General features: G+C 63.0%; 10 protein-coding genes, 1 pseudogene and 1 riboswitch. Of the genes and pseudogenes, 3 read left to right on the top strand and 8 right to left on the bottom strand.

The window, feature by feature from the left end:
• Window positions 1-55: 55 nt before the first annotated feature.
• The 4 genes from KVT38_RS21010 to KVT38_RS20995 form a co-directional block, all read right to left on the bottom strand.
• Window positions 56-982: an ABC transporter permease gene (locus KVT38_RS21010; protein WP_368859140.1), complete on the bottom strand. Its 927-nt coding sequence runs from the start codon at window positions 980-982 to the stop codon at window positions 56-58.
• A gap of 187 nt (window positions 983-1,169) precedes the next feature.
• A complete protein-coding gene (locus KVT38_RS21005; protein ID WP_217595705.1) occupies window positions 1,170-2,783 on the bottom strand; it encodes a response regulator in 1,614 nt (537 codons plus the stop codon).
• A complete protein-coding gene (locus KVT38_RS21000; RefSeq protein ID WP_217595704.1) occupies window positions 2,758-4,572 on the bottom strand; it encodes a sensor histidine kinase in 1,815 nt (604 codons plus the stop codon). Before KVT38_RS21000 ends, KVT38_RS21005 begins: the two co-directional genes overlap by 26 nt.
• Window positions 4,569-5,351, bottom strand: a complete 783-nt coding sequence (locus tag KVT38_RS20995) for an alpha/beta hydrolase (RefSeq protein WP_217595703.1) — start codon at window positions 5,349-5,351, stop codon at window positions 4,569-4,571. Before KVT38_RS20995 ends, KVT38_RS21000 begins: the two co-directional genes overlap by 4 nt.
• A gap of 363 nt (window positions 5,352-5,714) precedes the next feature.
• Here KVT38_RS20995 and KVT38_RS20990 point away from each other — a divergent pair, with 363 nt between their 5' ends.
• The 3 genes from KVT38_RS20990 to KVT38_RS20980 all read left to right on the top strand — a co-directional run bounded on the left by KVT38_RS20990 (window position 5,715) and on the right by KVT38_RS20980 (window position 9,595).
• A complete protein-coding gene (locus tag KVT38_RS20990) occupies window positions 5,715-7,808 on the top strand; it encodes a M1 family metallopeptidase (protein ID WP_217595702.1) in 2,094 nt (697 codons plus the stop codon).
• 16 nt (window positions 7,809-7,824) lie between these two features.
• Complete coding sequence (locus KVT38_RS20985; protein WP_217595701.1) at window positions 7,825-8,643, top strand: hypothetical protein; 819 nt, start codon at window positions 7,825-7,827, stop codon at window positions 8,641-8,643.
• A gap of 335 nt (window positions 8,644-8,978) precedes the next feature.
• Window positions 8,979-9,122: riboswitch (cyclic di-AMP (ydaO/yuaA leader) on the top strand.
• 5 nt (window positions 9,123-9,127) lie between these two features.
• Window positions 9,128-9,595, top strand: a complete 468-nt coding sequence (locus KVT38_RS20980; protein WP_217595700.1) for a C40 family peptidase — start codon at window positions 9,128-9,130, stop codon at window positions 9,593-9,595.
• A gap of 453 nt (window positions 9,596-10,048) precedes the next feature.
• Here KVT38_RS20980 and KVT38_RS20975 read toward each other — a convergent pair whose 3' ends face one another.
• The 4 genes and pseudogenes from KVT38_RS20975 to KVT38_RS34895 all read right to left on the bottom strand — a co-directional run.
• Window positions 10,049-11,350, bottom strand: a complete 1,302-nt coding sequence (locus KVT38_RS20975) for a hypothetical protein (protein ID WP_217595699.1) — start codon at window positions 11,348-11,350, stop codon at window positions 10,049-10,051.
• Window positions 11,347-12,468 (bottom strand): DUF58 domain-containing protein, encoded by a 1,122-nt coding sequence (locus KVT38_RS20970; RefSeq protein WP_217595698.1) that lies wholly within the window; start codon window positions 12,466-12,468, stop codon window positions 11,347-11,349. Before KVT38_RS20970 ends, KVT38_RS20975 begins: the two co-directional genes overlap by 4 nt.
• Before the next feature lie 3 nt (window positions 12,469-12,471).
• Window positions 12,472-13,434: an AAA family ATPase gene (locus KVT38_RS20965; protein ID WP_217595697.1), complete on the bottom strand. Its 963-nt coding sequence runs from the start codon at window positions 13,432-13,434 to the stop codon at window positions 12,472-12,474.
• Window positions 13,435-13,646: 212 nt separating this feature from the next.
• A pseudogene (locus KVT38_RS34895) lies at window positions 13,647-14,045 on the bottom strand (ABC transporter ATP-binding protein); the annotation flags it as partial.

The following is a 14,045-nucleotide window of genomic DNA, read 5'->3' as shown; positions in this document are numbered from 1 at the left end:
TCCTCCTTTCTCGTCCGCTCCGCGCAGTGTTGCGGGGAGCGCGCGGCGTTCTTTTTTAAATCACGCTTTCCTTTGTCATTCGCTTGAAAATGCCGTTGGAAATGAGCAGCAGCATGATGCTGACGACGGAGTTGAAGATGCCGATCGCCGTCCCGTACGAGTACCGGCCCACCTTGATTCCGTAGTTGAGGACGTAGAGATCCAGCACTTCCGAGTAGTCGCTGACGATGGGGTTGCCCAGCAGGTACTGCTTTTCGAAGCCGATGCTCGTCAGCCAGCCGATGGACAGGATCAGCATGACCATGATCGTCGGCCGGATCCCCGGAAGCGTGATATGCCACATCCGTCTGAACCGCCCCGCGCCGTCCATCGTCGCCGCCTCGTGCAGCTCGGGATCGATGCCGACGATCGCCGCCAGGAAGATGATCGAGTTCCAGCCCGTCTCCTTCCACATGTCCGACATCGTCACGACGCCCCAGAACCAATGCTCCTTGGCCATGAACTGAATCGGTTCGTCCGTAAGATGCAGCAGCATTAGCAGCTCGTTGACGATGCCCTCGACGGACAGCATCTTGGTGACGAGGCCCGCCACGATGACCCAGGAGACGAAGTGGGGCAGGTACGCGATCGTCTGGATCGAGCGCTTGAAGACCTTCCCGCGCATCTCGTTCAGCAGCAGCGCGAACGCGATCGGCACCGTGTAGCCGACGAGCAGGCTAAGCAGGCTCATGCCAAGCGTATTGCGGAGCACCATGTAGAAGCGCTCGTCCGCGAACAGCTCCGCGAAATGGGACAGCCCGGCCCATTCCTGGTCGCCGAAGGCGCGCCCCGGCCTGAAGTTCTGGAAGGCCATCGTCCAGCCCCATACGGGAACGTAATTGAATAGGAAAACCCACAGGACAAACGGCACGGACATGAGGAACAACCACTTCTGCTCTTTCAACAGCCGAAGGGAAGTCCTGCCTTTTCTGACTCTCTGCACCCCTTGCTCTCCCTTCCGTTATGCGCTTTCATAACGCTGGTCTCAGCTTATCAGCAGGGCGGCTCGCCGCACACCGGACAGATTGGCGGTCTTATCCCGTTACAATTCGAGATGCGGCGGCAAAAGAAAAGAGCCTGCCGTGCGGCAAGCTCGCGTTGGAATTCGGATTGGTCTCCTGTCCGGCCGGTCAGTCGGAGCCGGCCTCCTTCTTGTACTGCGAGGGCGGCATGCCCACATATTTGCGGAACTTGCCGTTAAAGTACTCGACGTTCGCATAGCCGACCATCTCGGCGACCTTCCCGACCTTGTGTCCCTGCACCAGCAGCGCCTTCGCCCTGTCCATGCGGACGCGGTCGAGATAGGTGTTGAAGTATTCGCCCGTCTGCTGGCGGAACAGCTTGCCGAGATAACCGCTATTGTAGTGATACAACTCGGCCAGCAGCTCGAGCTTCAGCTCCTGGTCGCAGTTCGCGCGGATAAACTCGAGCATGCCCTGCAGCGCCGCATCCGGCCGGCTCCGCTTCAGCACCTCCGCCCATTGCCGGAGACGGGCGGCGAACGCTTCGCGGAGCGCGCCCAGCGTCTCGTGGCGCCCCCACTCCGCCGAATCGAAGACCGGAGCGTCCGGTGCGTCGGCCAATTCGCCGTAAGCTTCCGTCAGTCGCTTGCGGAGCGCCATGTCCACCATAGCGACCCTCATCTTGATCGCCAGCTCCGCTTCGCTCTCGCTGGCGATCGCCGCGACGGCCTCTTCGGCCGCCGCCTGGAGCGCATCCGCCCGGCCCGCGCCGACGACCAGCGCCAGCCGCTGCGCCAGCGACTCCGCGTCGAATGCCTGCCGCCGCACTTCGCGCTCTTGCTCGTCGTCCTGGCCGGCTGCGGGCGAATCCGGGCCCGGTCCGTCTGACGAAGCGGTCTCGGATTCGCCCGCTTCGATCCAAAACCCGGATTCGGACCGGCTGACGAACGGATTACGCGCCAGCCGCAGCAGCCGTTCGCAGGAGGCGGGCCAATCCGAGAGAGACGCCAACGGCGGGCCGGCATAAACGACGATGCCGTGCCCCCATTTCGCTTTGAACCGCTCTCCGGCGTGACGGACGAGCGCCTTGACCGAGGCGGCGGTCGCGCCTTCGCCCATGACGATCAGCACGAACGCATCTATGGAAAGCGCATGCAAACCGTCGCGTCCCGCGATCGCCTCGCGGAGCAGCTCCTTAAGCGCCATGCCCGCTCCTGCGTCCGCCTTCCGGCGATCCACCGCGACGAGCAGCAGCCGGCTCCGGCGCCACGGCAGCCCGAGCAATTCGGCCCCCCTTCGGACGGTCTCCGGATCCGCTGCTGCGGCGCGGTCGGCGACCAGCCGCAGCAGCAGCGATTCGCGTTCCTGCGCCTCTCCTTCTAGCGCCCGGGCCAGCAGCCGCCGCTCCTTGTCCAGCTCCGTTCGAAGCTTGGCCATCCGATCCGCGAGCTCCTCCGGATCGATCGGCTTGAGCAGATAGCCCGACACGCCCAGCTCGATCGCCTGCTGCGCGTATTGAAAATCCGAATAGCCCGTCAGCAGCAAGAAGCGGCTTGCGAGCCCCGCCTCCCTCGCCTCGTTCAGCATGTCGATGCCGCTGCGGCCGGGCATGCGAATATCGGCCAGCACCGCGTCCGGCCGGAGTGCGAGACACATGTCCGCGCCCTGGCGGCCGTTGGCCGCTTCGCCGCACAGCTCGAAGCCGTGCAGCCGCCAGTCGATCAGCGTCTTCAACCCTTCCCGGATCGCGGGTTCGTCATCTACGATCAACAGCCGATACATCCCTCTCCTCCTCCTCTGCCGGCAACTCCAACGTCACGATCGTGCCTGCGCCCGGCTCGCTCTCGATCGAGACGCCCCAACCGGGTCCGTAGGACAGCCTGATTCGCTGATGCACGTTGCGCAAGCCGATCCTGAATTCTCCTTCTTCCTCAACGGCCTCCAACTCGCGGCGAACCTGCCGCAGCTTGTCTCGGGTCATGCCGACGCCGTCGTCCATCACCTTGAGCACCAGCCGGTGGCCCTCGGTGAACGCCATCACCGCCACGGTTCCTCCCGCGACCTGCCCTTCGAGTCCGTGGATGACCGCGTTCTCGACGACCGGCTGCAGCAGCAGCCGGTACAGCTTGCATCGCAAGGCGCGCTTGTCGGCTTCCAGCGTGTACTTAAGCCGATCGCCGTAGCGGAACTGCTGGATGCTTAAATAATGCCGCAGCATCTCAAACTCCTCGTCCAAAGGCCGCAGCTCTCCGCCGATCTCCAGACTTTTGCGCATCAGCTGTCCGAGCTGCAGGACGGCCCTGGCGATGTCCGCATCTCCCCGGACATGCGCCTTCATGCGAATCGACTCCAGCGTATTGAACAGAAAATGCGGGTTGATCTGGCTGGCCAGCAGCCGCAGCTTCGTTTCCTTTTGCTTGAGGAGCAGCGCGTTGCGCTGATCGTTGGCTGCCGTCACTTCCTCGAGGGAACGCCTGAGATCGCCGACCATCATATGAAAATGACGGGACAGCTGGCCGATCTCGTCTTCGCCGTCGATCGCCGCGAAGGCCAGGAAGTTGCCGGAGGCGACCTTCTTGATCTCCGTGTTCAGCTTGCGAATCCGCTTGCCAAGCAGCCGCGTGAACAGGACGATGAGCAGCGCGGCTACGCACAGGCTAAGCAGAATGACGAGAAAAGCCAGCCGGCTGATCCGGTTCGACTCCTTGACGATGTCGTGGACCGGCACGATCGAGACGATGTCCAGTCCTCCGGTGCTGGCCTCGGGCACGTAGCGCTCGGCGAGCACCTTCGAAGGCTCGCCCTCGTAGACAGTCTCGAACTGCCTGAGCCCTCCCGCGGCCGGCTCCATGCGCAGCCCCAGCTCTTGCAGCGACTTTCCGATCCTGCCTTCGTTGTTCGCGGCGGCGACGTAGCCGTCGTCCGTCACGAGCAGCGTATCCCCGTGCACGCGCGAAAACACGCTGCGCAGCCGCTCCGGATCGACGCCCATGATGAGCACGCCGTAGCTCCGTTCGTCCCGGTACGTAATCTTGCGGATCAAACTAAGCCGGTACTGGCCCTTACGGCTCGCATCGGGAATGTAGCGCCACACGATGCGCCCCTGGGCCTTCAGCGCTTCGGCATACCAGGGCAGGCCGGCCACTTCCTCGTTCTCCGCGAAAAACTCCCAGTTGTTCAGCAGCGTATCGTTGCGCGAGTAAAACCGGACCGAATTGATCTCCCGGTACAGCCGCTTATAGTCGCGAAAAGCGGTGAACTCCGAGTAAGCCGTCACGACGTCGTACGTGCTCTCGAAGCGCGTATTGACGATCTTGCGCAGCTTCTGGTCGATGAGCGCCTGGTTCGACAAGTCGATCGGCACGCGCATCAATTCGGACGTCCGCTTGCGGACGTCCTCGACGTTTCCCGTGGACTCGCTCACCGCCTCCGCCAGCGCCTTCTCCCGAAGCGTCTTCGTCAGCATCAGGCCGACGAGCAGCACCGGGATGACGACGACCGCGATATAAGTGAGCAGCAGCTTCTTCTGAATCGTCGTATTGACGGCAAAATGACGGATGAGCCTCCTCATTCCCGCTTATCCGGCGAAGAGACGGGCAGCCAGTTCACGACGCGCGCCAGGAACGCTTCCCAGAAGTTCCAGTCGTGGCCGCCGGGGCCCTCTTCATAATGGACGGGCAGCCCGCGGGCCTCGCAGTGGTCGCGGAAGCGCTTGCCGCTTTCCAGATGCCTGACGTCTTCGGTGCCGCAGCACTGGTACAGCAGCGGCAACGGAAAGCCGCTGGACGCGAGCCGGTCCGCCAGCGCGAACAAATCGTCTGCGCTGCCTCGGAGGGCTTCGCGGCCACCGAAAATATTCGCGTAGTCGGGCGGCCCCGAGTCGTACTTTTCGACCGGATCGAGCGCGCCCGACAAGCTGGCCGCCGCGGCGAACCGGTGTGGACGCCGCAGCGCCCATTTGAATGCGCCGTAGCCGCCCATCGAGAGACCCGCAACGAACGTATCCTCCCGCGCCTCGGAGACCGGGAAGCAGTTCGCGATCAGCTCGGGCAGCTCCTCGCTGAGATACGTCCAGTAGGCGTGTCCGCTCTGCATATCGGTATAGTAGCTGCGATGAACTTCCGGCATGACGACGGCCAGCCCCCGCGCTTCGGCCAGGCGCTCGATCGAGCTTCGCCTGAGCCACGCCGTCGAATCGTCGCCAAGACCATGCAGCAGATAAAGCACGGGGCACCTGCGCTTGGGCCCTGTATGCCGAGCCTCAGGATAAGCCGGCGCGGGGAGCAGCACCTGCACGCCGACGGACATGCCGAGAACTCGCGAATAAATATGACCTTGCCACCAAAGCATGATCGGCCTCTCCTTCTGTTCGTGCGTCTAGTAGGCTGGCCCGTCGGCGGTGCGACGGGTCGAATCCACTAAATTGTAAAATACGGGTTCGGCGCCGTCCATGGCCGGGCAAACAAAGCCGTACCTGTCGGGCCAAGCATGCGCGGCCTTATGGACGAACCAACAGCCCAGCCCCATCAAGGCTTGCCTGGCGTCGAGCCGGCGACCGCGGCCGTCCGCCTCTAATTGTGAGGGGATAACTTAGCCGATTGAGATGGGGAGACGAGGCGGACAAACTTAAGACGTTGAGCCAAGCCCAGATATAATCCGCGGACAACCCACATATACATCAGCTAGACGCTTGTCAACGGGAGGGTTACCGTTATGCCCCAACGCCCCATTTATCGCATCGCCGCGCTCGCAGTCTCCGCCGCCGTGCTGCTCGGCTCGGCCAGCTTCGGATTCGATGCCGCCTGGCAATCCCAGTTCACCCTGCCCGCCTATGCCGCACAGGAGCCGCCGACCGTCTCCGTAAAATCCGGCGATTCGGCCGGTTCCCCCGCCGATTCCGCTGCCAATTCTTCGGCCAATCCCGCGACGGCGCCCGTCGGCTCGGGCGATTCCGACGGACAGCACAGCGCGGCCGCGGCGCCGCAGTCCCAGCCGTCTCCGATTCCGACGCCGCAGCCGTCCGTCGCGCTCAGCAACCGGGTCGTCGACTACGACATTTCGGTCAAGCTTCTGGACGGCGGCCGGCTGGAAGGCGCGGAGACGCTGACTTGGAAGAACCCCGGACGCAAGCCCGTGACGGATCTGTACCTGCACTTGTATCCGAACGCGTTCGCGCCGGGCAGCACGTTCCTGAACGAATCGAACGGCCAGCTGCGCGGCGTGAAGATGACGCCGGGCAAGGACGGCGCCATGGAGCTGACCGAGCTGACGACCGAGGACGGCGAGACGCTGCTGCCGCGCCTCCGCTATGTCCAGCCGGACGACGGCAACGCGAAGGACCGGACGCTCGTCTCCTTTCGCCTGCCGAAGGCCGTCGCGCCCGGACAGAGCGTCACCGTACGTATGAAGTTCGCCGTCAAGCTGCCGCAAGTATTCGCGCGCATGGGCCAGGCGGGGGACTTCGTCATGGCCGGCCAATGGTTCCCGAAGGTCGCCGCCTACGAGACGAACGGCGTCCGCGGGCGCGCCTCCGAAGGCTGGGACCTCCATCAGTACCACGGCAATTCGGAGTTCTACTCGGACTTCGGCGTGTACGGCGTGAAGATCGACGTGCCCGAGGACCGCATCGTGGCGGCCACCGGGTTCCAGCACAAGCAGCCCGTCGTCAAGGACGGCCGCAAAACGTATCAATTTTACGCCGAGGACGTGCACGACTTCTCCTGGTCCGCTTCCCCGGACTTCGTCACGGCGGAGGACTCCTTCTCCTCGACGGGCGTGCCCGGCGTACGGATCAAGCTGTACCTCGACCCGCTGCATGCCAAACAGCAGGAGCGCTACATGCATGCCGCCAAGTCCGCGCTGGCCAAGCTCGGCGAATGGTACGGCGACTATCCGTATACGACGCTGTCGGTCGTCGTCCCTCCGGCGGACGCGGAAGGCGCGGGCGGTATGGAATATCCGACGCTCGTTACCGGCGCTGCCGCCAAGAACGACAACCCGGGCTACGAGCTCGAGCGCACGCTCCTGCACGAGATCGCGCACCAGTACTGGTACGGCATCGTGGCCTCCAACGAGTTCGAGGAAGCCTGGCTGGACGAAGCCTTTACGTCCTATACCGAGGATAAGCTGATGGCCGCCATCTACGGCGTCTCCGCGCGCACGCCGATCGAATCCCTTTACATGACGAACCCGCTGCCGCTCAAGCTCGACGCATGGGATTACGGCAGTTCGGATGCCTACGCGGAAAACGTATATATACGCGGCAAGCTCGTACTCAAGGCGATCGAGTCCCTGGCAGGGGAAAAGACGATGTCGAAGATCATGCGAACTTATTTTCAAAAATACCGCTTCAAGCACCCCGACAGCCAGAGCTTCCAGCGCGTGGTCGAAGCCGTCACCAAGGACGACTGGAAAGCCTTCTTTCAGTCCTACGTCTACCGCGGGGAGTCGGCCGACTTCGCAGTCGCTTCCATCCGCACGGAGCCCGACGGCGAGGGCGGATATCAGTCCATCGTCCTGCTCACAAGGACCCAGGGCAGTCCGCAGGCGGCGACGGTGCAGTTCGGCTTCAAGGACGGCAAGACGGTCCGCAAGACGTGGGACGGCATCCAGAGCCATATCCAGATCCGCCTGCAGTCGGCGTCGCCGTTAGCTTATGCGGCGGTCGATCCGATGCTGGACATCGTGCTGGATCACAGCCGTTACGACAACTATTTAAAAGCAGAAGCGCCCGTGCGCAAACGGACCAAGCTCGACGTGACGCTGGGACAGCTGATCGACGCGATCGTCGGCAGCATGGCCTGGTGATGAAGGGGGAACCGCTATGAACGATGCGATCCGGCAAGGGTGGGAGACGACCAAGCGGCATAAATACGTGCTCGTCGCCCTGTTCCTTTACCGCCTGCTGTGGGGGTTTTTCCTCTACCGGTTTATCGACGCGATCGTCGCTCCGATCCTGACCCGCTATCCGGACCAACATCCGATCGGCGAGGCGGCCAAGCAGCTGTTCGCGATCGAGGCCCAGTTCCGTCTGCTCAAGACCGATCTTGCCGACCGCACGCTGCTCATGCTGGGCGCCATGCTCCTTCTTCGCATGCTGATCACGCCCGTTCTCAATTCCGGACTGTACTACTCCTTCGCCCATGCCGACGATCAAAGCGGCACCCAGGTGCTGCAGGGCATCCGTCGTTCGTGGAAAAAGGTATCGCTCCTCTACGGAGCGGAGAAACTGATCGCCCTGGCGCCCGCAATCTGGCTGGTCCCGTTCGGAAGAAGCGCCTACCTGGAAGTACCCAACGCCACGTCTTGGCTCGGGCAAATGCTGCCTTACGCGGCGGGCTGGGCGATCTGGATGCTGGCCGTGCACCTCCCCTTCTTGTTCATGCAGTTCAGCGCCGCCGCCGGAGACCGCCCTTGGCAAGGCGCGCTCCGCTCGATCCGCCGCATGCTCCCCCTGCTTGGCGTGACGATCCTGCTGCCGCTGCTCTCCCTGCTCGGCTCGGCCGCCGTATCCGGCGCTACGCTGATCTGGACCGGCTTGCTCGCGATCGCGCTGAACCAGGCCTATCACTTCGTCCGGTCGACGATCGCGCTCTGGACGGCCGCTTGCCAGCATCGCTTGTGGCAGCGCGATGAAGCTTGAGATCACCGTACAAACAGAACGAGACGGATGCCCTGTTCATCGGAAGATGAGGGGGGGCATCCGTCTCTTTTTTCAACGCCTATTAATATCGGCCAAGAGAGCGGCATAGACTACGTTCATACTCTTGCGACCGCAGCCCTGTCGAAGACTTGCGTCCTCTTAATCTTTCTCATTTAATCATAGGCTTGGCCGCCCGTCGGTCCGCAGCTCGAATCCCTTGATGGGATTGGGTTTTGCGGTGTCGCCAGCATATTCCTTTTGATTTGGGACATTAAGGAATTCTAATCTTTAAGGAGCAGGAGTTGGGGCCTAAAAATCGAATTTCTAAAGCTAAGGTGCGAAAACTGCCGAATTCCCGCGCACTGGGAAACGGGGGAACCAGTCTTTACCGGGTGAATTGGCTTTGCTTAGCGCAGAAGCCATAGGGAACCTTCAACCGAACCCTCCAGCTAACCTCGTAGGCACTTGGAAGGAGCTTCTTGTTTTGCGCAAAGTCACAGTCCTTGTTCTTGCATTAACCTGCCTTCTGGCTTTCCAGATGGGCAGCGCATCCGCAGCGTCCAAGCTCGACTCGACCGTCTCCAAGCTGATCGGGATCGATTACGATTACGGCGGCACGACGACCAGCGGCTTCGATTGCTCCGGATTCACGGCTTATGTATTCAAGAAGTTCGACGTTAAGCTGCCTCACTCGTCCAAGGGCCAGTTCGCCATGGGCAACAAGGTCGCTCGCGACGAGCTTCGTCCGGGAGACCTCGTATTCTTCAACACGAGCGGCGAAGGCGTGTCTCATGTCGGCATCTATGTCGGCGACAACCGCTTTGCGCACTCGGCTTCGAAGGGTGTCACGATCTCGGATCTCGATGAAAAGTATTACGCCAAGCGCTACCTGGGCGCCCGCCGCGTAATGGACTCCGACACTTACACGTCCGTAGCGATCGACCACGTGTAATCTCGGTTGAATGGAATTAGCTTAGGCAAAGACCCGCCCCAAGCGGGTCTTTGCTGCTGCATGGAGTGAATGGAGAGGTTACTAGGTTTGTACCCTTCCTGTCAATCGCTTGAAACAGGCGGCTCGTAAAAAAATCATCGAAAAAGCCCCCTCTCCTTTTGCTTGCGCACTGACTCGTAGCGGACGGACCGAAGAGCGCTTATTCTTGTTCTTATCGCGATTTGCAGCCTGCTCGCGGACCCAGGTGCCGCTATTGCGAGATTGCCGGCGTTCTTTAGCTTCGATCCCGATGAATAACGTCGCTCCGGTCCGAAAAGATCGCAGCGGGGACCGACTTTGAAGAAAGTACGTTTCCTGTGTCCGACGCCCTCTTCCTGACTCGCATTCAACGGCCGCCTACGCATCTGATTCGAAAAAAAAGGACTTTGGCGCAACCGCCGAAGTCCTTTTTCTTCACGTTTTCCAGGGAAATTCCGAACCGAGCCGGTCGGCTTCCTCGGGCTTCACGCGGCCGCCGTAGCGGGCTTTGCCGTACAGCTCGCCGAGCGGCCGGGATACTTTTCCCAGCCACCCACGGGACGCCGTCTCCGCCGCGCGAGTCGGGGACGCTTCGTTCGACCTGCGCCAAGCTTCGATCGCTTCGATCGTCTCGGATGGCGTCAGCGATTCCCGGTGCGCGTATCCTTCACGGATCGCGTCGGCGAGAACCGCGGCGTACAGACTTCTGACTCTGTCCTCCGCGGACATCGCCGTCCACTCCTCGCGCCGGAGCGCGCGTCTGGCCTTCGTCCGATTTCGCGAGAACAGCCTGCCAAGCAGCTTTTCCCGCTGAAGCAAGCTCTCGCGCTCCTCGGTGTAGCCGAGATCCGTCTCCGCCGCGCGCCGGCCTGCGAGCAGCTTGTCGTACCAGGCTTTGACGCGATCCGCGATCCGCCGCCACCAGACCGCGTTCAACAAGTATCGCCGCGACAGTCGATAGACGACGGCAAGCGCCAGCAGCGCCAGTACGACATAGAGCGCATACTCGAGCCAGATCCAGAGCCGTCCCGTCCCTCCCTCCTGCGGCGGGAATGCCGGCGGCTGCGCGGTCGGTTCGGGCTGAGGTGTCGGCTCGGGTACAGATTCGCCCGCAGGCATGAGCGAGACGAGCCACCGAATGAGGCGAACGACCTGGGGCCAGATCGGAAGTCCCGCGAACGGGAGAAAGACGAGCGCGACGATGACGCCCCACAACGCGAGATATCGCTTCCCGGCGCCAGCGAGCCGTCTCGTGACGAGGCCGGCGTGCAGGCCGGCGTCGGCCAGCGACTTGGCCTGCACGAAGTAGAACGCCGCGGCCAGCCAGACGATGCCCGCCGCGAGCAGCAGCGGCTTCGCGCTGCCCGCGATGCCGAGCGGCGTTGCCGCCGCAAGCACGAGCGCGTGGAGACCGACTGCGACGGCGCAGCGAACGGTGCGTGCCCAATCGAACCGGGCGATCCACGACAGGATGCCGATCGGCAGCGCGAGCCAGAGCAGCCGCGGGTCTGCCGCGCCTGCGGCGGCGCCCGTCGCCGCGATCAGCGCGAGATGGACGAGCGACGCCGGCAGCTTGCCGCGCAGCAGCGCAGGCAGCGCCCGCCCGATCGCGGCGCTCAGCCAGGCGACGACGAGCCAGCCGACGGCCGGGAACGCGAGGCCGGCTTGCGCATGGAGCGCCAATAGCAGCGGATAGACGGCCAGGGCATCCGCCAAGCCTCGGAGCAAGCCTTTCATGACATCCCTCCCGCCGCTTGTCGCGAAGCCTGTCTGTCCTTGTACAGCAGCATGACCTCCACCCGATTGCCCGCCTGACGCAGCCGGCACACGGCCTGCTCCTGCTTCGGCGTCAGAAAGGCGGTGATCAGCAGCAGATTCGCTCCGCGCATCCGCCCCTGGAGCAGATCGCCAAGCAGGTAGCCCAGCTCCAGCCGAACGACGGGCTCGAAGCCGCTCATCGCTTCGAGCAATGCATAGAGCTGGCTGCGGCCCCTTGCAGGCTCGATCCGCAAGGGGACCGAGTCGTCGCCCTGTACGCGGCCGTTGAAGATAAGCCCGGCCCTCCCGCCGCTGTCGAGCGCTTGCTTGGCGACGGAAGCCGCGATGCTGACCGCTTCCTCAAATTGCTCGGGCGCGAGCCGCCGGTTCGTCGAGGCGTCGGCGAGCTCCGCGTTAAGCAGCACGATCACGTCGCCGCCGACCATCGTCTCCCTGCGGTTGACGAGCAACTCGCCCGTCTTGGCGGTGGCGTTCCAATTGACCTGCTTCATGGCGTCGCCGCCGCGATAGGCTCTGACGCCCGCCGTATGGTAGTGATCCTCGCGAAAAGCGTCCGGCGAGCTGAGCGCGCTCTGCATCCATTCCCGCGCGGCGCGTGGGAGCTCCCGGGAGCCCAGCAGCTTCGGGTACACAGTGACCGCGCATTCCGACTCGACCTGAAGCGAGCCGCTCGTCATCCCCAGTAAATCCCCGTGCGTGATCGTCAGCGTCTGCACCCGGTATCGCCCGCGCAGCAGGCAGGTCACCTCATGGCGCCTCACCAGCTTCATATACGGTCCGAGCGTAAACAAGCTCGCATGATTTTGAAGCGTCTGACCCACGCTGACCGCAAGATCCGACGTCTCTCCGCCGAATCTCAGCGCGGCCGGCATCTGCGTCTCGGCCCGCAGCCAAGGGAGCGGCAACCACTTCGCGTTGACGAGCCGCTCCTCCAGCCGGATCTTGTCGCCCGCGAACGCCCGTGTCGCGCTGAACCTGCGTTCGTAACGAATCTTGCGCAGCCCGAGCCAACTGAACAGCAGCCGCTGTACCATCGCAAGCAGGGCGGCTACGACTAGCAATTTGATGATGGGCATGCGTCAGGCGTATACCGCGTCCTGCTCGGCAGGCACGGCGATGCCGTTCACGATCTCGCGCACGATCGCTTCCGCGCGGCCGCTCCCCGCCAGCGGATCGTGAAGAACGAGCCTGTGGGCGAGCACGGGAACGGCAAGCGTCTTGATATCCTCGGGCAGCACGAAGTCGCGCCCGCGAAGCAGCGCCCTCGCCTGCGCCGCCCGCATGAACTGGAGGCTCGCACGCGGGCTCGCGCCGACAGCCGTGTCTTCGCTGTCCCGCGTGGCGGACACGATCGCGAGCATGTACTGCAGCACGTCGTCATGACAGCGGACGTTTTGCAGCGCGCCTTGAAGCTGCACGACTTCATCCAGCGCGAGGACCGGCTCGGCCGTCGCCAGCGGGTCGCTGCTCATGAATCGGCGGAGGATCTCCGCCTCCTCGCCAGACGCGGGATAGCCCATCGGGATTCGCAGCATGAAGCGGTCGAGCTGCGCTTCGGGGAGCGGGAACGTGCCGTGGCTCTCGACCGGATTTTGCGTGGCGATGACGAGAAACGGCCGCCCCAGCGGATAAGTCTCGCCGTCGATCGTCACCTGGCGCTCCTCCATGCTCTCCAACAGGCTCGACTGCGTGCGCGGCGTCGCCCGGTTCAACTCGTCGGCCAGCAAAATATTCGTGAAGACCGGCCCTTTTCTGAGTTCGAAGACGCCCTCCCGCTGATTGTAAAAGTTAATGCCCGATACGTCCGACGGCAGCAGGTCCGCCGTGAACTGAATCCGTTTGAACGCGCAGCCGAGCGAACGGGCGAGCGACTTGGCGAGCAGCGTCTTGCCGGTGCCGGGCACATCCTCCAGGATGATATGCCCCGAAGCCAGCAGCGCGATCAGCGCATACTCCGCGGCGTCCGGCTTGCCCACGACGATCGCAGCGATTTGATCCAGCACACGGCGCGTTTTTTCCCGTACGTCCTCGAGATGTAGCATGATAAGAGCCTCCTCTTCCTCAAACGCTTTCAATCCCAGCTAACTTCCATATTACAGAGGCTGGAGCGGAATCACAAACCTTGTCGAGGCTAGCGAGCGATACGAACTGGCGCAAGCGAGAAATGCAGCAGCGGCCGCAACCTGTCCATTCAACATAAAAACGCCTCCTCGGCCGCTTAATACGGCGAGAAGGCGTCAGAATACATATGCTTTTATACAACCGCAGCCGTCAAACGCCCTTCCTCGCGAAGCGCGGACGCGTGGCCAGGCACCGGCGTTTGGCCGTGTCCTTCGGCGAGCCCGTACGGCAGGCAGAGGGGCGCGCCGGTGCGTGGATCCGGGATCACGTCGGCGTCGATGCCGAATACGTCGCGCAGCATCTCCGGCGTCATGACGACTTCGGGATTCCCTTCGTAGAGCACCGTACCGCGCTTGAGCGCGACGAGGTGCTGGGAAAAGCGGGCGGCATGGTTGAGATCGTGCACGACCATGATGATCGTGCGCTTCTGCTCGCGGTTCAGCTTTTCAAGCAGGCTCATGACCTCGATCTGATGCGCCATGTCGAGGAATGTCGTCGGCTCGTCGAGCAGCAGCACCACGGTGCCCTGTGC

The sequence above is a fragment of the Cohnella sp. GbtcB17 genome, assembly GCF_019091135.1.
Lineage (GTDB): Bacteria > Bacillota > Bacilli > Paenibacillales > Paenibacillaceae > Cohnella.
The sequence above is the reverse complement of the archived record's forward strand: the minus strand, read 5'-3'. Positions and strand labels throughout refer to the sequence as shown.